General features: G+C 66.3%; 17 protein-coding genes. 3 read left to right on the top strand and 14 right to left on the bottom strand.

Translation table 11 applies throughout. From position 1 onward, the window contains the following. Positions 1-43 precede the first annotated feature (43 nt). The 8 genes from BMX43_RS16675 to BMX43_RS16700 form a co-directional block, all read right to left on the bottom strand. Positions 44-490 carry a GNAT family N-acetyltransferase gene (locus BMX43_RS16675; RefSeq protein ID WP_091303298.1) on the bottom strand — a complete coding sequence of 149 codons (447 nt, stop codon included), beginning with the start codon at positions 488-490 and terminating at the stop codon, positions 44-46. Next, on the bottom strand, positions 487-1095 hold the full coding sequence (gene tsaB / locus BMX43_RS16680) for a tRNA (adenosine(37)-N6)-threonylcarbamoyltransferase complex dimerization subunit type 1 TsaB (protein ID WP_091303299.1): 609 nt from the start codon (positions 1093-1095) through the stop codon (positions 487-489). The genes BMX43_RS16675 and tsaB overlap by 4 nt, the downstream gene beginning before the upstream one ends. Continuing rightward, positions 1085-1648: a NifU family protein gene (locus BMX43_RS16685; protein ID WP_091303300.1), complete on the bottom strand. Its 564-nt coding sequence runs from the start codon at positions 1646-1648 to the stop codon at positions 1085-1087. Before BMX43_RS16685 ends, tsaB begins: the two co-directional genes overlap by 11 nt. Before the next feature lie 88 nt (positions 1649-1736). Next, complete coding sequence (locus BMX43_RS20260) at positions 1737-1892, bottom strand: hypothetical protein (protein ID WP_245749515.1); 156 nt, start codon at positions 1890-1892, stop codon at positions 1737-1739. Positions 1893-2203: 311 nt separating this feature from the next. Continuing rightward, complete coding sequence (locus tag BMX43_RS20265; protein ID WP_245749516.1) at positions 2204-2587, bottom strand: hypothetical protein; 384 nt, start codon at positions 2585-2587, stop codon at positions 2204-2206. Positions 2588-2649: 62 nt separating this feature from the next. Then, entirely contained in the window at positions 2650-3105 is a 456-nt protein-coding gene (locus tag BMX43_RS16690) for a universal stress protein (RefSeq protein WP_091303301.1), read from the bottom strand. Positions 3106-3309: 204 nt separating this feature from the next. Beyond that, a complete protein-coding gene (locus tag BMX43_RS16695) occupies positions 3310-4008 on the bottom strand; it encodes a metalloprotease (RefSeq protein ID WP_091303302.1) in 699 nt (232 codons plus the stop codon). 3 nt (positions 4009-4011) lie between these two features. Continuing rightward, positions 4012-4872 (bottom strand): branched-chain amino acid aminotransferase, encoded by an 861-nt coding sequence (locus tag BMX43_RS16700; RefSeq protein WP_091303303.1) that lies wholly within the window; start codon positions 4870-4872, stop codon positions 4012-4014. A gap of 464 nt (positions 4873-5336) precedes the next feature. Here BMX43_RS16700 and BMX43_RS16705 point away from each other — a divergent pair, with 464 nt between their 5' ends. Beyond that, a complete protein-coding gene (locus tag BMX43_RS16705) occupies positions 5337-6704 on the top strand; it encodes a calcium-binding protein (protein WP_091303304.1) in 1368 nt (455 codons plus the stop codon). Positions 6705-6743: 39 nt separating this feature from the next. On the opposite strand, the gene BMX43_RS16710 is transcribed toward BMX43_RS16705, so the two are convergent. Both BMX43_RS16710 and trpS read right to left on the bottom strand, forming a co-directional pair. Continuing rightward, positions 6744-7829, bottom strand: coding sequence for a hypothetical protein (locus tag BMX43_RS16710; protein ID WP_091303305.1), 1086 nt, complete (start codon positions 7827-7829; stop codon positions 6744-6746). After that, positions 7829-8872, bottom strand: coding sequence for a tryptophan--tRNA ligase (gene trpS / locus BMX43_RS16715; RefSeq protein ID WP_091303306.1), 1044 nt, complete (start codon positions 8870-8872; stop codon positions 7829-7831). Before trpS ends, BMX43_RS16710 begins: the two co-directional genes overlap by 1 nt. Before the next feature lie 90 nt (positions 8873-8962). Between trpS and BMX43_RS16720 the strand changes: the two genes are divergently transcribed. Continuing rightward, positions 8963-9649, top strand: coding sequence for a rhomboid family intramembrane serine protease (locus BMX43_RS16720; RefSeq protein WP_091303307.1), 687 nt, complete (start codon positions 8963-8965; stop codon positions 9647-9649). Here the strand turns inward: BMX43_RS16720 and BMX43_RS16725 are convergent. From BMX43_RS16725 to BMX43_RS16740, 4 genes are read right to left on the bottom strand one after another with little or no spacing between them, the layout of a single operon-like run. Next, positions 9600-10460, bottom strand: coding sequence for a hypothetical protein (locus BMX43_RS16725; RefSeq protein WP_091303308.1), 861 nt, complete (start codon positions 10458-10460; stop codon positions 9600-9602). The genes BMX43_RS16720 and BMX43_RS16725 overlap by 50 nt on opposite strands. Positions 10461-10519: 59 nt before the next feature. Further along, a complete protein-coding gene (gene murJ, locus BMX43_RS16730) occupies positions 10520-12064 on the bottom strand; it encodes a murein biosynthesis integral membrane protein MurJ (RefSeq protein WP_091303309.1) in 1545 nt (514 codons plus the stop codon). Positions 12065-12074: 10 nt separating this feature from the next. Beyond that, complete coding sequence (locus tag BMX43_RS16735; RefSeq protein ID WP_091303310.1) at positions 12075-14810, bottom strand: [protein-PII] uridylyltransferase; 2736 nt, start codon at positions 14808-14810, stop codon at positions 12075-12077. Between the two features lie 32 nt (positions 14811-14842). Beyond that, on the bottom strand, positions 14843-16033 hold the full coding sequence (locus BMX43_RS16740; protein WP_091303311.1) for a penicillin-binding protein activator: 1191 nt from the start codon (positions 16031-16033) through the stop codon (positions 14843-14845). Between the two features lie 85 nt (positions 16034-16118). Between BMX43_RS16740 and rsmI the strand changes: the two genes are divergently transcribed. After that, a complete protein-coding gene (rsmI, locus tag BMX43_RS16745) occupies positions 16119-16988 on the top strand; it encodes a 16S rRNA (cytidine(1402)-2'-O)-methyltransferase (protein ID WP_245749517.1) in 870 nt (289 codons plus the stop codon).

A 16988-nucleotide genomic window follows, 5' to 3' on the forward strand; every position in this document is an offset into this window, starting at 1 on the left:
AAGATGGAATCGCGGATACGTTGAGTGCGCTTTGATCTTTCGATCAAATTTCAGTCGGGTGCCCGCCACCTTCCGTTGCGTAAATCGGGCGCGACAGCACCAGCGCGTCGATCTTTTGCCCATCCGGCTGGCGATAATACCCCCGGCGTCGCCCGGCAGGGGTGAAGCCGGCCCGCGCGTAAAGTGCGATTGCGGCGGGATTTTCGGCGCTGACCTCCAGAAAGGCGGTCCGGGCGTCGTGCAGGGCGGCGTTGCGCAGAAAATCCGCCACGAGATCGGCGCCGACACCCTGCCTGCGCGCGTCGGGGGCGACCGCCACGGTCAGCAGTTCCGCTTCGTCCGCCACCACCCGCCCGATCAGGAAGCCAGCGGGGCGGAGCAGGGCAAAGCATAGCGGATCGGCCAGAAACCCGGCGATCTCCGCTGCCGACCACGGGCGCGGCGTGGTGAAGCAGCGGGCGTGCAGGGCCGCCATTGCCTCGGGCGTCATGGCAGGATGACCGGCGGCGGATCGGCGGGCGGGGCGGCGTCGGCGCTGCGCAGATAGAAGGGGGCCGGACGCGGGCCGGGCGCGCGATCGGCGGCCAGCCGGGCCATCGCCTCGGCCAGCGGCAGGGCGGGGGGCAGGGCATCGGCAAAGGCCGATCCGGTGACATGCGACGCGGGCGGCAAGTCAGAAATCGGTGAAAGGCACGCCGTTTCAAAACCTTGCAGATCGAACCCCTGCGCATAGGCCTCACCCCGCCGCGCATCCTCGGCCACCAGAAGTGGGCGGGGCAGGCCGTAGGCCAGCGCCTCCAGCCGGGTAATCCCCAGGGCCGGGATGCCAAGGCCCAAGGCCAGCCCACGCGCCGCCGCGACGGAAATCCGCACGCCGGTAAAGTTGCCCGGCCCGGTGCCCACCGCGATCCGCGTCAGATCGCGCCAGCCCAGCCCCGCCTCGGCCAGCAGTTCTTCCAGCAGCGGCATCAGGCGTTCGGCCTGTCCCTTTTCCATCGGCTCCAGCCGCTGGACCACCTGCCCGTCGGGCAAAAGCAAAGCGGCCGCGCAATGCGCGGCCGATGTGTCGAAGGCCAGAACGGTTTCAGGCGGCAACGGGACGGACCTCTGTCACCTCGGGGATATAGTGGCGCAGCAGGTTCTCGATCCCCATCTTCAGCGTCAGCGTCGAGGACGGGCAACCCGCGCAGGCGCCCTGCATATGCAGGTAGACCACGCCGCGATCAAAGCCGTGGAAGGTGATATCGCCGCCATCCTGCGCCACGGCGGGGCGGACGCGGGTATCCAGCAACTCTTTGATCTGGCGCACAATATCGGCATCTTCGCCGCTATGTTCGGCGTGCCCGCCCGAAGGCGCCGCCTCGCCCGCCATGACCGGCGCGCCCGATTGGTAATGCTCCATGATCGCGCCCAGAATGGCGGGTTTGATATGGTCCCACTGGCTGGTTTCGGCCTTGGTCACCGTCACGAAGTCCGTGCCGAAGAACACGGCCTGCACGCCGGGCACCGTGAAAATGCGGCCCGCCAGCGGGCTTTTCGTGGCAGCCTCGGCGCTGGGAAAATCGGCAGTTCCGATTTCCAGCACGGTCTGGCCGGGCAGGAATTTCAGCGTCGCGGGGTTCGGTGTGGATTCGGTCTGGATGAACATGGGTATCTCCGACGGTTCTCGTCGGATATGCGCCTTGGCGTGTCAGAAGTCAACTCTGGAACGGTTCTAAAAGCCCCGCAGCCTGCCCTTACTCTTCCGAGTAATAGGCATACATCTGGTCGATGGCCGAAAGCTCGCGCAGTTTTTTCACTGCGGTATCAGGGGTATAGTAGGCAAGCGTATCTTCGCGTACAGGCACGGGCTGCGGCGCGGGCGCTTGGGGTTTGGTGAAACGCATGAACATGGGCGGACCCTTTCTGACTGCTAGCCTCCCTGCACCTCCATATATGCTGCACTGCGGCAATTTCCACCCCGCACAGGCGCAAAGGCGCCATGACGTAGCGACATTGCTTGTCTGAGAGGCGTTCAGGCAGCGCGAAGGCTGCGTGACAGGCGGTGCAGCATCCACCGCACGAGCCGCCGACGGGCCAAGGCCTACCACAATCATGTAGATCCGTGCCAACAGATTCCGGGGGACCACCGAGGAGGTGATGGTCAGCCTGCCATCAATTGTGGTGACGCAGGCCATGACATCAAGATGTCGGTTCCGTTCGGTCAGGACAGGCTGTTCGGGGTGGATTCTTCGACAAGAACGATGCTGAACCGTGCACCGGGCCGGGCGCTTTCTGCCTTGCGATGCGAGAAGCCATTGAGGCGTTGGACGCCGAAACGCGACGCAATCATGTCGTGCGTGCGCATGGCTGTGGCCGTGAACCGCAGGAAATGGCCCATGAAGCGGCTCCACGCCTCCAGTGCCGAAAGCGGGGCGGCGAGAGGGAGGGACTGGCTGTCGAGGAAGCACAGATGTGGCTCGGGGGCGACGAGGCGGGGGCCGGTGGGCAGGCGCGGGCGGCCTGTCGTGTGGCGGCGGGCCCGCCGCCGAAACGGGGCGCGTTCGGCCTGTTTTCCCCCGGTGACCGGCGTCTGACAGTTGTACACCCCCCGTACACCCCCTGTCGGGCATTTTCGCCGCCCGCACAGGCGCGACGGACCGGCACAGGTCAGGTGATCGCCTCCAGCCGTTCCTTCGACATGTCGCCCGGAACGATGGTGATCGGGATCGGCAGCGTGCCGGAATTGCGGCTCATCTGGGTGACCAGCGGGCCCGGGCCGCTTTTGTCGGTGCCCGCGCCCAGCACGAGGATGCCGACCTGCGGGTCGGCCTTCACCTGCGCCAGAATCTCGGCCGCCGGGTCGCCCTCGCGGATCACCAGTTCGGGGTTCACGCCCTGCCGGTCGCGCATCCATTTGGCGAAGACCTCGAAATGCGCCTCGATCCGCTCGCGCGCCTCTTGCCGCATCAGATCGGCGACGCCCATCCAGTGCTGGTATTCCTCGGGCGGGATCACCGAAAGGATCTGAACGCCCGCGCCGGTATGGGCGGCGCGCAGCGCGGCATAGCGCATCGCGTTAAGACATTCGCGGCTGTCGTCCAGCACGACGAGGAACTTGCGCATGGGTCTCTCCTGTCCGGGCGGATCATGGCGCCGGGGGGCGGGCTTGGCAAGGGGGGCGCTGGGGGCGATTGTTACCGGATCGTGCGCCGTTAAGGGCCTGTTAAGCCGACTCGGTCAGGGTAGGGCAGGACAGGAGGCTGCGAATGACCGGATATGTTGCGACGATATGGGTCTGGGGTCTGGCCATGTGGCGGCTCTGCGCCGTTACAGCCGCTGTTCGCCCTTTGCCATCGCAAGATGCAGTGCCAGCGAGGGGGCGAAGAACAGAAGCCAGCCGGTGGCGAAGAACAGCCAGACCAGCGCAGGCCACCACAGCAGGCAGAACACGGTGCCGATCTGGCCGGCCAGCCGAACCGCGCCCGCCACCGGCATCAGGCGGCGCAATCCCAGCAGCAAGAGCTTGCCGCCATCCAGCGGCTGTACCGGCACCATGTTGAAGGCAAAAAGCAGCAGGTTGACCATGCTGGCAAAGGAAAGCCAGGGCAGCAGCGCATAACCCAGCCGCGCGATCTGCGGATCGGTCAGCGCATGGGCATAGAAGCCGTTCATCACGAGGCCGAGCAGCGCCCAGAGCGAGAGGTTGACCAGCGGGCCCATCGCCACGATCAGCTCTTCCTGCCGGGCGGTGCTGCGCGCGGTTTCGGTGGTGCCGCCGCCGCCATGGATCACGATGCGCTGCACCGCGATGCCCTGCACCCGCGCGCCCCAGGCATGGCCCAGTTCGTGCAGGAGGATCGAGCCGAGCACCACGGCGACAAGGCCAAGGGCGGTGAGCGGGCTGCCCCCCTGCACGAGGAACAGCAGCAGGAAGACCATCAGCAGCAGGGCCGCCGATTGCCGCACCTCGACCGCGATGCCGAAGGGACCGCGCAGGGTGAGAAGCGTGGGTTCGCTGCCCGGCATGGCTCAGGCGCTCAGCGCCCAGTCCATGTACAGGCTGCGGATGTGGTCGGTCATCTTGCGGGTCTTGTAGGTGGTATCATCGAAGCGCGAGACCGAGGTGACCTTGGCGAAGTTGCCGGACAGGAACAGCTCGTCAGCGGCGTGCACATCATCGAAGGTCAGTACGGTTTCATGCACGGCGATGCCATCGGCGCGCAGATTGGCGATGTGGCGGGCGCGGGTGATGCCCGACAGGAAGGTGCCATTGGCGATGGGGGTGAAGACCTCGCCATCCTTGACGAGGAAGACATTGGCCGTGGCGCTTTCGGCCAGGTTGCCCATGGCATCGGCGACGAGGGCGTTGCCGAAGCCCTTGCCCTTCGCCTCGACCAGCATCCGGGCGTTGTTGGGGTAAAGGCAGCCGGCCTTGGCATTGCAGACCGCATCCTCCAGCACCGGGCGGCGGAACCGGGTGCGGGTGACGGTGGTGGCGCCATTGGCCGGGGGCATCGGCACCTCTTCCAGGCACAGCGCGAAGCGGGTGGAATTTTCGGCAGGCGCGATGCCGAGTTCGGAGCCATCGACCGCCCAGTACATCGGGCGGATATAGACGGACTGGTGTTTGCCATAGGCGCGCAGGCCCTCGCGGGCGATCTCCAGCATGTCTTCGGGCGTGACGGTGGGGGTGATCATCAGCGCGGCGGCCGAGCGGTTGACGCGGGCGAGGTGCAGATCAAGGTCGGGGGTCACGCCATCGAACAGGCGGGCGCCGTCGAACACCGACGAGCCCTGCCAGATACCGTGATCGGCGGCGCGCATGACGGGGATGTCGCCCGCGTGCCATTGCCCTTCGAACCAGGTGCGGATGTTCGTGCCGAATGCCATGATCGTCCCTCGGATATGGTGGCCCGGCCTGTGGCGGACCCCGGATTTGTCCGGGCAGTCAAACACAGGGGGGCGGGATGGTCCAGAGCAGTGCCCGCAGTGTTTTGGCAGGGCGGTAAAAGACGCCCCGGACCGGAGGGCCGGACCGGGGCAGGAGGGCGCCGTGCAGGGGAGGGAAAGCCCGTGCCATGTGTCTGGGGGACAGGAGGCCGATTCGGCGCCGGTGGTGGCCCGCCCCGATCTGAGCGCCGCCGTGCAACACTTTGATGATGATGCCTGAATTTTGCGCGCCCTCTAACATACCGCCATTCAGCCGCCATTTGTGGCTTTAAAACCACGATTGGCTTGACCGAATCTGCCCCTGCGGAGGATAGTCTTGTCGCGCGGCCTGCATATTTGCCCCGCGCCAGCGCTTGAGCTCTCTAATTCCTTGAAAACGTGTAATAGTAATCTGGAGAAAGCCAATGCCTAAATCATTTCTGTTTGAACGCTCCTTCAATGTCAATACCAACTTCCTGTCCTGGGCGACCGCGACGACCGGGGAGGGGAGCTTTGCCGGGATCGACGATCCTGCCCTGCTGCACTATGTCGGCTTCGACGATATCCTGTCGCCCGATGACGAGGTGATTATCCCGGTTGCGTTGTTTGCCGGGCAGACGGTCAATATCGACGTGGATTTCGGGATGAAGACGGTCGGGGATTCCATCGACCTGCAGGCGGTTATTGTGGATGCCTTCGGAAATTCCGTGCGCCAGGATGATTCTGGCGCTCTGGATGACGGATCTGTTCATCAGTTCGACCCGAATTTTTCTTTTACCGCCACAACGACCGGGCTTTATTATCTGGTCATCGCCGAATTCCGGAACAATTACGCGGGTGATTTCGAATTCGAGAATGACGGCGGGGACACCGGCAGTTTTCAGGTGGATATTTCAACCTCCAACACGTTCGGCTTCATCAACTTCGGCACGAATGAAGACAACGTGCTCGATTTCACCAGCGACAACTTTGATGACCGGGTTGCCGGTCTGGGCGGCAATGACCTGATCGAGACCGGGGGCGGGCGTAATGTCGTGGATGCGGGCGACGGGTCGGATACCGTTCTGGGGGGCGAGGATTCCGATCAGGTGTTCGGGGATCTGGGCCGGGATTCGCTGGTCGGCAATGGCGGTGTGGATGTGCTGGTCGGCGGCGGTGGCGATGATTTCATCATGGGCGGCGGGGGCGAGGATCAGATGTATGGCGGCGGCGGGATTGATACCGTCAGCTATGCGGACGGCACGGCCGGGATCATCCTCGACCTGACGGTGATCGGGGGGCAGAATACGGTCGGCTCTGGCGTGGAGGCGTTGGGCGGGTTCGAGAATGTCATTGGCAGCCAGGGCAATGACCGGATTTCAGCCACCTTTGTGAACAACCGGCTGGAGGGCAATGACGGCAACGATTTCCTGAGCGGTCGGGCGGGGGAGGATACGCTGACCGGCGGCATCGGGCGCGATACGATGCAGGGCGGCGGCGATGCGGATGTATTCCTGTTCGCCGCAGCGTCGGAGATGGGGACGGCCGGGGCGCAGGACATGATTCTGGATTTCGCGCATCAGGTGGATATCATCCATCTGCGCGGCATTGATGCCAATGTGTTCGCAGCCGGTAATCAGGAGTTCGAGTTCATCGGGCAGCAGTCCTTCTCGGGGGCCGCGGGCGAGTTGCGGTTTGTGCGGGGAGGCGGACGGACCTTGATCCAGATGGATATCGACGGCGACGGGGTTGCCGATATGGCGATCACCATCGACCGGCGGGTTGGGCTGACGGCGGGGGATTTCATTCTCTGACCGGCTGGAACAGCCACGGGCGGGAGGGCCTGCCCGTGTTCACCCGGCGCGCAGCAGGCGGCGGGTGAGGCGGTGTGTCACGCCATGGGCCGCGCTGACGCCAAGGCCGGTGAGGGCGGCGAGCAGACCGGCAAGGCCCGACCACAGGTGCAGCGCGGTATCCGACAGGCGCAGGCCCAGCCGGAACAGGCGGGTCTTGCCCAGAACCTCGATCCGGCCCAGGGTTTTCGGCCCCAGCGCCTCGGCTGTGCGAGCGAGGCGGGCGGCGTCTTCGGGCGTATCGACATAGCGCAGCAGGTGCAGGGCCTCGGTCGGGCCGGTCGCGCGTTCCAGCCGCAGCAGGTTGGCGGCGAGGGTTTCGATCCCGTCCAGCGCGCCGGGTTTGATGGCGCGGCGCAGATCGCCGAAGGCGCCTTCGGCGCGCAGGGCGTTCCAGTCGATCGCGTCATCGGCGCTGCGGGTCAGCCAGCCGGTGAGCCGGGGCGACAGCAGTTTCATCTCGCGCCCCAGCCGCAGGACCGAGGCGCCCTCTTTCACCGGCAGGGTGAGGGGGGTGGCGGTGCCCGCACTGGCAAGGGTGACGACGGCGGCGCCAAGGCCCACGGCGCAGAGCGTGGTGTTGAAACGGTCCACCTCGGCGCCGCTGAGGTAGTTCACGCCCTCGCGGGTCAGGCACAGCCCGTCGCCCAGCGTGGTGAAGGTGATCGGCGCGTTGCAGATCAGCGCCTGCGACAGGCTGCATTGGCCGATGTCCCAGGCGCAGGTGGCGCAATCGGTGATCCGGGTCAGAAGGCCGGTGTCTTCGGCGCGGGCGGTTTCGATCCGGGTGATCAGGGTCGGGTGCAGGGGCAGGCCGCGTTCGGCGGCGACGGCAAGCAGCGCGTCGAGGGCGAGCCAGTTGCGGGGATCTTGTGCCAGGTGGCCGGACAGCAGGCTGGCGATATGGGCTTCGGTGGCGCTGCGGGCGAGGGCGGCGTCAGTTGCGGCCTGCAATTCGGCGGCGGAGCGTTCGACAAGCGGGCGGACAAGCGGATTGCGGGCCAGTTGCAGGCCCGCATTCAGGCTGATGATCAGCGAGGCGGCCAGCAGGGCCAGCAGCCCCGCTTGCCGCAGCCGGTGCAGCATCACACTTCGCGCGAGCGGATCATGCCCACGATGTCCTTCACCTGATCGAGGATCGGGCGGGCGATGGCGTCGGCCTGTGCGGCGCCGCGGCCCAGGATGCGATCGATCTCGGCCGGGTCGGCCATGAGGCGGTTCATCTCGGTGGTGATGGGCGAGAGGGTGGCGACCGCCAGTTCCGCCAGTTTCGGCTTGAAGCTGCCGAATTGCGCGCCGGCATATTCGGTGATCACCGCCTCGGCGCTTTGGCCGGACAGGGCGGCGTAGATGTTCACCAGATTGCGCGCCTCGGGCCGGTCTTTCAGGCCGTCCAGCGTGTCGGGCAGCGGTTCCGGGTCGGTTTTGGCCTTGCGGATCTTGGCGGCGATGCTGTCGGCATCATCGGTCAGGTTGATGCGGCTTTGATCGCTGGGGTCGGATTTCGACATCTTCTTGGTGCCGTCGCGCAGGCTCATCACCCGGGTTGCGGCGCCTTCGATCAGCGGTTCGGTGATCGGGAAGAAATTCACGCCGTAATCATGGTTGAACTTGGCGGCGATGTCGCGCGTCAGTTCCAGATGCTGTTTCTGGTCTTCGCCCACCGGCACATGGGTGGCGCGGTAAGCCAGAATGTCGGCGGCCATCAGCGAGGGATAGGCCAAGAGCCCCAGCGAGGAGTTTTCGGCGTGTTTACCCGCCTTGTCCTTGAACTGGGTCATCCGATACATCCAGCCGATGCGGGCGACACAGTTGAAGATCCAGCCCAGTTCGGCATGGGCGCTGACCTGGCTTTGGTTGAACAGGATCGAGCGCGCCGGGTCGATGCCCGAGGCGAGGAAGGCCGCCGCAATCTCGCGCGTCTGGTTGCGCAGCTTGTCGGGGTCTTGCCAGACGGTGATCGCGTGCATGTCGACCACGCAATAGATGGTCTCGATGCCCTCGTTCTGCTTTTCGGCAAACCGCTTCAGCGCGCCGAGGTAATTGCCGAGCGTCATGCCGCCCGAGGGTTGGATCCCCGAGAAGATGCGCGGCGGGAAGGTCTGAGGCGTTTGGACCGGCTCGGACATGTGGTTCTCCGTCTGGATAAGGGTGCCTGCATCGCTTACTCTTGGCGGCAAGGGGCGTCAATCGAAGCGCCCGTGAGTTGGAGCAGTGCCATGCGCGAGAATCTGAATGCCCCGCCGCTGAACCCCTTGCCCTGGGTGGTCTGGCTGATTGCCCTGCCGATCATCGCGATGGAGGTGGTGGTCAGCGCGGGGGGCAGCGGGCTGGTGGGCGGGCCTGCGGCGATCGGCTGGCGGCTGGATGCGGTGCAGCGCCTTGCGCTGTCGCCCGAGATGCTGCGGCAGATGCTGGCGCAGGGGGTCTATCCGCCCGAGGCGCTGTTGCGGGTGGTGGCCTATCCGTTTGTGCATGGCAGTTTCACCCATGCGGCCTTTGTGGTGGTGATGCTGCTGGCGCTGGGCAAGATGGTGGGCGAGATCTTCCGCTGGTGGGCGGTGCTGCTGGTGTTCTTTGGCGCGGCGGTGATGGGCGGGCTGGTTTATGCGGCGGTGCCGATGACGGAATATGCGCTGCTGGGCGGCTATCCGGCGGTCTATGGGTTGATCGGGGCGTTTACCTTTCTGGTCTGGGTGCGGCTGGCGGGCAGCGGCGGCAACCAGTGGCGGGCGTTTTCGATGATCGGCTTCTTGCTGGGGGTGCAACTGCTGTTCGGGGTGTTTTTCGGCAGCAGCATGGAATGGATCGCCGATCTGGCGGGGTTCGCCACCGGGTTCTTGCTGAGCTTCGTGGTCAGCCCCGGCGGTTGGGCCCATGTGAAGGCGCGGCTGCGCGCGCGGTAAGCAGAGTTGCGGCATTGAGCAGGCCAAGCGCACCCCAGATGCAAAGATAGGCGAGCGGGGCGGGTTTGCCTTGGGCCAGTTGTGCCAGGCAGGCCAGCGCGATGCCGCAGCCATAGCTGGCGGTCAGGGCATGGGCCGAGATGCGGCTGGCGCGGTCGCCCGCGAAGGGCTGGGCGGCGGCCACGGTTAGGACCATCGCGGCGATCAGGCGGCTGGTCAGGGCATCGCTTGGCCAAGGCCAGAGCAGGGGCAGCGGACCTGCGGGCCAGAGGAACAGGGCAAGCCCCCATGCGGCGGCGATCAGGCTGGTGAGGGTGGCGATGGTGCCTTGTGGGCGGCTGAGGCGGGGCGGCATCTGGGGCAGGGTGGCCGCGAGCCCGGCGAGCAGCAGCAGGACGATGGCGAAGAACGCGATCACCACCGGGCGGTCGAAGCTGAAACGATCCAGATGCAGCGCCAGAATCGCCAGCGTCAGCGGGCCGAGATAGAGGCCGAGCAGCCCGAGAAACTGCGCGCTGCGGGCGGGGCTGGGCCGCGCCAGCGCCAGCAACCCGCAAAGACCGAAGGCGAGGCCCGCCACGGCAAGAAACCGGAAGGCCAGCGGCGTCAGATCCCACGAAAAGGACCAGGGCAGGGCCTGCATCCAGGCCGTGGCGCCGATCATCCCGCCTGCGGTTGTGGCCAGGATCACCATGCGGGCCAGACGGGGCTGCCCGTGCAGCGGGCTGCGGCGCTGGAGCATCACCTCGCCGCCGGTCAGGGTGACGACGAGCAGAAACAGGCCGATCCCTTGCCAAAGCGTTGCGGTCATCCGGTCCTCTCGGCCCCTGTGTGGGGTCAGTCTAGGGGCGGGGCAGCGGGGCTGGCAAGTCAGGCTTTCTTGCGGCGCAGGGCGGCTTTGAAATCCGACAGGCGGAAGGCGCCGATCAGCGTGCCGAAGCCGAAATAGACCACCGCGCCGCCGATGCAGAGCGCGGCAAGCGCCAGCCAGCGCAGGGCGCGGGCGTTCAGCGCGGGGGCCAGCAGGTCGGCGCCGCCCCAGAGCGCCAGCCCCATCAGGGCGCAGGCGGCCAGGATGCGGGGCAGGCGGTTGCGGAACCGGGCATCGAAGGTGGCCGCTGCGCCCATCCGGCGCGAGCCGAACCAGAGCTGCGCGACCATGGTCCAGCCGGAAACCGTGGTGGCGAGTGCCGCCGCCATGAAGCCCATCAGCGGCATCATCCCCAGCGCGAAGCCGACATTGACCACCATCGACCAGACGGCATAGCGGAAGGGGCTACGCGTGTCTTCCCGCGCGTAGAACAGCGGCTGCAAGACCTTGTGCAACACGAAGGCGGGCAGGCCGAGGCCATAGGCGGCCAGCGCCAGCGCGGTGTTGTGGGTGTCGAGCGTGCTGAAGGCGCCGCGTTCAAACAGCACGCGGGTCAGCGGCACGGCGATCACCACCAGCGCCACGGCGGCGGGCAGGGTCAGCGCCAGCGCAAATTCGGCGCCGCGGTTGAACGAATTGCGCCCGCCCTCCAGATCGCCCGCGCGCAGGCGGCGGCTGAGGTCGGGCAGCAGCACGGTGCCGATGGCGATGCCCACCACCCCCAGCGGCAGTTGATAGAGCCGGTCGGCATAGCTGAGCCAGGCCACCGCCCCTTCGGTGAAGCTGGCGACCTGACGGCCCACCAGCAGGTTGACCTGCACCACGCCGCCCGCCAGCACGGCAGGGCCGGCGATGATCGCCAGCCGCTTCAGTTCCGGCGTCAGGCGGGGGATCCGGGGGCGGATGCGGATGCCCAGACGTTCCGCCGACCACCAGGTGAAGGCCAGTTGCGCGATGCCGGTCACCGGCACCGTCCAGCTGAGCGTCAGGCCCATGTCCCAGCCCTGCCAGTCGGCCAACCACATGGCGATGATGAACATCAGGTTCATCAGCACCGGCACGAAGCTGGCCTCGGTGAAGTGGCCAAAGGCGTTCAGCACACCCGACAGCAGCGCCACCAGCGAAATGAACAGGATGTAGGAGAAGGCGATCTGCCCGAACAGCACCGCCAGATCGAAGCGCGCATCGCCCGCAAAGCCCGAGGCCATGGCCCAGACCAGCCAAGGCATGGCCAGCGTGCCCAGCAGGGTGAACACCAGCAGCACCGCCGCCAGCCCGTTGAAGGCGTCGCGGGCAAAGCCCTGGGCATCCTCGCCGCCTTCGAGTTTCTTGGAGAACATCGGCACGAAGGCCATGTTGAAGGCGCCTTCGGCGAAGAAGCGGCGGAACATGTTGGGCAGCGAGAAGGCCACCAGAAATGCCTCGGCCACCGGGCCTGCGCCCAGATAGGCGGCCATCATCACGTCGCGCACGAAGCCCACGACGCGGCTGCCCAGCGTCCAGCCCCCCACGGTGAGGAAGCCCTTCACAAGCCGGATGCCCATGTTTCTGCCCTTATGCCTGCGCCCGTTCGGCGCCTTCGACGATCGCCTGCCGCAGCTTGCGTTCCAGCGCCTCTTGCTTGGGTTTGGTGTGCAGCTTCAGCCCGAACATGTCCTTCACATAGAAGGTATCCACCACCTGCGCCCCATAGGTGGCGATCATCGCCGAGGCGATGTAGATGTTGTTCGCGGCCAGCGTGCGCGTCAGATCATAGAGCAGGCCCGGGCGGTCGCGCGTGTCCACCTCGATGATCGTGTAGATTTCGGAGCCTTCATTGTCGAAGGTGATATGGGTGGGAAAGCGGAACTCGCGTTCGCGTTTCTTCACCTTGTCGCGGTCGGCCAGCGCCTGACGCGGCATCACCTCGCCCTTCAGGGTCTTGTCGATCATGTTGCGCAGACGGGGCAGGCGGCTGACCTCGTAGGGCTTGCCCTCGGAATCCTGCACCCAGAATACCGCCGTGGCATAGCCGTCTTTCGAGGTATAGGTGCGCGCGTCCACCACGTTGGCCCCGACCAGCGCCAGCGCACCGGCAAGGCGCGAGAAGATGCCGGGGTGATCGGCCAGCGCGAAACAGGCGCGGGTGGCATCGCGGGCGGGATCGGGATGCAGGTCGATGCGGATCTCGTTTTCCGGCAGATCGCGCAGCAGCCGGGCGAAGGTGGCCTGCGTTTCCGTCATCAACCCCTGCCAGTAGGGGGCGTAATGGCGGCCAAGTTCGGTGCGCAGATCCTTGGCGTCCCAGTCTTTCAACGCCTCGCGCAGGTGGCGCTTGGCCTCGCTTTCGCGGCGTTCGCGGTTGACGCTTTCCAGCCCGCCTTCCAGCGCCAGCGTGGTATCGCGGTACAGCTGGCGGATCAGCATGGCCTTCCAGTTGTTCCACGTCCCCGGCCCGACGCCGCGGATGTCGCAGACGGTGAGCACGGTCAGCAGATCCAGCCGTTTGCGGGTTTTCACCGCCTTGGCGAAATCGCGCAGGGTGCGCGGGTCGGAAATGTCGCGTTTCTGCGCCATGTCGGACATCAGCAGGTGATAGCGCACCAGCCATTCGACGGTTTCACACTCTTCCGGGTCCAGCCCCAGTTGCGGGGCGACGCGGCGGGCGATCTGCGCGCCGAGGATCGAGTGATCCTCGGGGCGGCCCTTGCCGATGTCATGCAGCAGCAGGGCGACATAGATGACGCGCCGGTTGATCCCGGCCTTGAGGATGGAGGAGGAGAGCGGCAGTTCCTCGACCAGCTCGCCCCGTTCGATCTGGGCGAGGGTGGAGATGCACTGGATGATGTGTTCGTCCACCGTATAGTGGTGGTAGACGTTGAACTGCATCATGGCGACGATGGGTTCGAATTCCGGGATGAAGGCGCCCAGCACGCCGAGTTCGTTCATCCGCCGCAGGGATCGTTCGGGGTTGCCATGTTTCAGCAGCAGGTCAAGGAAGATGCGCCGCGCCTCGGGGGCATCGCGCATTTCGTCGTCGATCAGGTGCAGGTTGGCGGCGATCAGGCGCATCACATTGGGATGCAGCAGATAGCCGGTGCGCAGCCCCTCTTCGAAGACACGCAGCAGGTTGAGCTTGTCGGAGAGGAATTTCTTCGGGTTTTCGGCGTCGATGCGGCCCTGCACCACCTTGAAACCGGCGCGGACCTGCTTCTTGCGGCGGAACATGCCGATCAGATTGGCCTCGGGCTTGGCGTGGCGGGCCTCTAGCTGGGTGAGGAAGACGCGGGTCAGTTCGCCGACGCGGGTGGCGTGGCGGAAATAATCCTGCATGAACACCTCGACCGCGCGGCGCCCGCCGCTGTCGGTATAGCCCATGCGGGCGGCGACATCGACCTGGAGATCGAAGGTCAGCTGATCCATCGCGCGTTTGCAGATGTAATGCAGATGGCAGCGCACCGCCCAGAGGAAATTCTCGGCCCGGCTGAAGGTGGCAAATTCTTCCTGCGTCAGCAGGCCTGCCCCGACGAGGCCCGCCGGTTCCGGCACCCGATGCAGGTATTTGCCGATCCAGTAGAGCGTTTGCAGGTCGCGCAGGCCGCCCTTGCCCTCTTTCACGTTGGGTTCCAGCACATAGCGCTGACCCCCTTGCCGTTTGTGCCGGTCGGCGCGTTCGGCCAGTTTCGCCTCGATGAATTCCGGCCCGGAATTGCGGAACAGCTCGGCCCAGAGCATTTCGTCCAGCTCTTTGGCCAGGGCACTGTCGCCGGTCAGATAGCGGCTTTCCAGCAGGGCGGTGCGGATGGTGATGTCTTCGCGCCCCAGCCGCACGCAATCGCGCAGCGCGCGCGAGGAATGGCCGACCTTCAGCTTCAGATCCCACAGGATGTAAAGCATGGTCTCGATCACGCTTTCGGCCCAGCCGGTGATCTTCCATGGTGTGAGGAACAGCAGGTCCACATCGGAATGGGGGGCCATTTCGGCGCGGCCATAGCCTCCCACCGCCAGCACGGTCAGCCGTTCCGACGCGGTGGGATTCGGGGCGGGGTGAAAATGGTTGCGTGCCAGTTCGAAGGCCAGCGAGACGAGGCCGTCGGTCAGGTGGCTTTGCGCGCGGGTCAGGGCGCGGGCCTCCAGCGGGCGGGCGGCGAAGGCGGCGGCGAGGGTGGCATTGCCGGCGGCCTTGGCCTCGGCCAGATGGCGCACGGCGATGGCGCGTGCGGCGCGGGCATCGGGTTCCCGGGCCAGATCGGCGTGGATGGCGGCAAGAAGGGCGCGGGGGTCGATGATCTCGACCCCCGGCAACAGCATGTCCTGCTGGGAAATGGCGGCGCGGTGCAAGGTCAGAATCCGGCCCCGCCGAAGCTGCGCGGGGCGGGATCCAGCACCACAAGCTGGCTGTTCTGGATCGAGGCGATGGCGAGGCCGCGTTCGTTGGTGCCGTCGGATTTCAGCCGGAAGATGCCCGAGACGCCAACAAAGCCCGAGCCTTGCGTCAGCGCCGAGGCCCCCAGCGCATGGGTATTGCCGCGTTTGACCAGCGCGCCGATGGCGGCGATGCCGTCATAGGCCAGACCGGCGATCGGGTGGGGCTGTTCGCTGAAGGCGGTCTGATAGCGGGTCTGGAACTGGCCGTAGAGGTTGGGATCGGGCAGCGCGAACCAGCCGCCCTGCACGCCGGGCAGGGCCAGCGTGGCCGACGGGATGTCCCAGCGGGTCAGGCCCAGAAAGGCGGTGGTGGGCGGCGCCACGCCATTGTCGCGCAGCACCTGCGAGATCAGCGGCAGAGCGCCTGCGGTATCGGCGGTGAGGAAGATCGCCTGCGCGCCGGTGGCCTTCGCCTCGGCCGCGATGCCGGGACCGGCGCCGAGGATGCCGTTCTGCGAGAATTCGTAAGAGCGGGACGCCACGACCTGACCGCCCGCCGCGCTGACGCCCCGCTGGATCGCGGTATTGCCGGCGCTGCCCGCAAGGTTCTGGTCGCTGACCACCATCACCCGCGACTTGCCCGCGCGCACGGCATAGCGTCCCAGCCGGTCGGCGGTGTTCTGGAAGGTCGGCCCCAGCACGAAGACATTGCCGCCCGCGATGTCGGTATTGTTGGAGAAGGACAGCAGGTTGACCCCGCGCCCCGCCACGGCGACGCCGGCGGCATTGGCCTCTTGCGCATAGACGGGGCCGAGGATGATCTTGGCGCCTTCGTCCACCGCCTTGATCGCCATGGCCTGCGCCTGTGCCGGCTGGCCCGCGGTGGAATAGACCCGCAGGTCGATCTTCACATTGCCCAGATCGGAAATCGCCAGCCGCGCGGCATTCTGCAGGCTGCGCGCCAGCAACTCGTCACTCGCCTGACCTGAACCCGAGGGCACCAGCAGCGCCACCGGTACGGCGGCATTGGTGTCGATCTTCGGGCCAGAGCCGCCGGGGCCCCCCGCCGGTACGCAGGCGGCCAGCGCCACGGTCGTCACGATGGCGGCGGCACGGGCAGCGGTTCGGGCCAGCGACTTGCGGGCCAGATCGAAAACGGACAACATACGGGCTTCCTCACTCTGCGGGGGCACACCCGGCAGAATAGGCCGCACCGGCGGGGAAGTAAACTTGCGAGCATGGGAGCGGCAGATGATGAGCGGGACGCGGCCAGTCCGGACGACCCTGGCACCGGGGCTGTATTTTCTGGCAACACCGATCGGGGCGGCGCGCGACATCACCCTGCGCGCGCTGGACATTCTGGCCAGCGCCGACGTGCTGGCGGCGGAAGATACCCGCACCCTGCGCCACCTGATGGAGATCCATGGCGTGGTGCTGAACAACCGCCCGCTGGTCGCCTATCACGACCATAACGGCGACGCCGCCCGGCCCCGTCTGCTGGCCGCGCTGGCCGAAGGGCGGTCGGTCGCCTATGCGTCCGAGGCGGGCACGCCTCTGGTGGCCGACCCGGGCTTCGCGCTGGGCCGGGCCGCGATCGAGGCCGGGCATACCGTGCTGTCGGCCCCCGGGCCCTCCGCCGTGCTGGCGGCGCTGACGGTTTCGGGCCTGCCGAGCGACCGGTTTCTGTTCGCAGGCTTTCCGCCATCCTCCGGGGCGGCACGGCAGACCTTCCTGAAGGATCTGAACCGCAGCGATGCGACGGTGATCCTGTATGAATCGCCAAAACGGATTCAGAGATTATTAGATGATTTGGGGCACTGTGTGGAAACAGACCGGCGAATCGTGATCTGCCGGGAACTGACCAAGCGATTCGAAGAAACCACGCGCGGCACTTTGGCCGAGGTGACGGCCGCCTTTGCCGGGCGCGAGGTGAAAGGGGAAATCGTCGTGCTGATCGATCGGGCTCCGGCGCGGGCGGCCAGCGCCGATGATCTGGATCAGGCGCTGCGTCAGGCCTTGCGGGATCACCGTGTCAAGGAAGCGGCGGCGATGGTGGCCGAGGCGCTGGATCTGCCGAAACGCGAAGTTTATCAGCGCGCCCTGCGCCTGTCGGAGGAATGA

The organism is Gemmobacter aquatilis, from assembly GCF_900110025.1.
GTDB classification, from domain to species: Bacteria; Pseudomonadota; Alphaproteobacteria; order Rhodobacterales; family Rhodobacteraceae; genus Gemmobacter; species Gemmobacter aquatilis.

Coding starts and splice junctions, on each gene's coding strand:
- BMX43_RS16695 (WP_091303302.1), bottom strand. CDS start 4,008: ATGCCGGGCAGCGAACCCACGCTTCTCACCCTGCGCGGTCCCTTCGGC.
- BMX43_RS16740 (WP_091303311.1), bottom strand. CDS start 16,033: ATGTTGTCCGTTTTCGATCTGGCCCGCAAGTCGCTGGCCCGAACCGCT.
- BMX43_RS16700 (WP_091303303.1), bottom strand. CDS start 4,872: ATGGCATTCGGCACGAACATCCGCACCTGGTTCGAAGGGCAATGGCAC.
- rsmI (WP_245749517.1), top strand. CDS start 16,119: ATGATGAGCGGGACGCGGCCAGTCCGGACGACCCTGGCACCGGGGCTG.
- trpS (WP_091303306.1), bottom strand. CDS start 8,872: ATGTCCGAGCCGGTCCAAACGCCTCAGACCTTCCCGCCGCGCATCTTC.
- BMX43_RS16705 (WP_091303304.1), top strand. CDS start 5,337: ATGCCTAAATCATTTCTGTTTGAACGCTCCTTCAATGTCAATACCAAC.
- BMX43_RS16675 (WP_091303298.1), bottom strand. CDS start 490: ATGACGCCCGAGGCAATGGCGGCCCTGCACGCCCGCTGCTTCACCACG.
- BMX43_RS16735 (WP_091303310.1), bottom strand. CDS start 14,810: ATGCTGTTGCCGGGGGTCGAGATCATCGACCCCCGCGCCCTTCTTGCC.
- BMX43_RS16710 (WP_091303305.1), bottom strand. CDS start 7,829: ATGCTGCACCGGCTGCGGCAAGCGGGGCTGCTGGCCCTGCTGGCCGCC.
- murJ (WP_091303309.1), bottom strand. CDS start 12,064: ATGGGCATCCGGCTTGTGAAGGGCTTCCTCACCGTGGGGGGCTGGACG.
- BMX43_RS16690 (WP_091303301.1), bottom strand. CDS start 3,105: ATGCGCAAGTTCCTCGTCGTGCTGGACGACAGCCGCGAATGTCTTAAC.
- BMX43_RS16685 (WP_091303300.1), bottom strand. CDS start 1,648: ATGTTCATCCAGACCGAATCCACACCGAACCCCGCGACGCTGAAATTC.
- BMX43_RS16725 (WP_091303308.1), bottom strand. CDS start 10,460: ATGACCGCAACGCTTTGGCAAGGGATCGGCCTGTTTCTGCTCGTCGTC.
- BMX43_RS20260 (WP_245749515.1), bottom strand. CDS start 1,892: ATGTTCATGCGTTTCACCAAACCCCAAGCGCCCGCGCCGCAGCCCGTG.
- BMX43_RS16720 (WP_091303307.1), top strand. CDS start 8,963: ATGCGCGAGAATCTGAATGCCCCGCCGCTGAACCCCTTGCCCTGGGTG.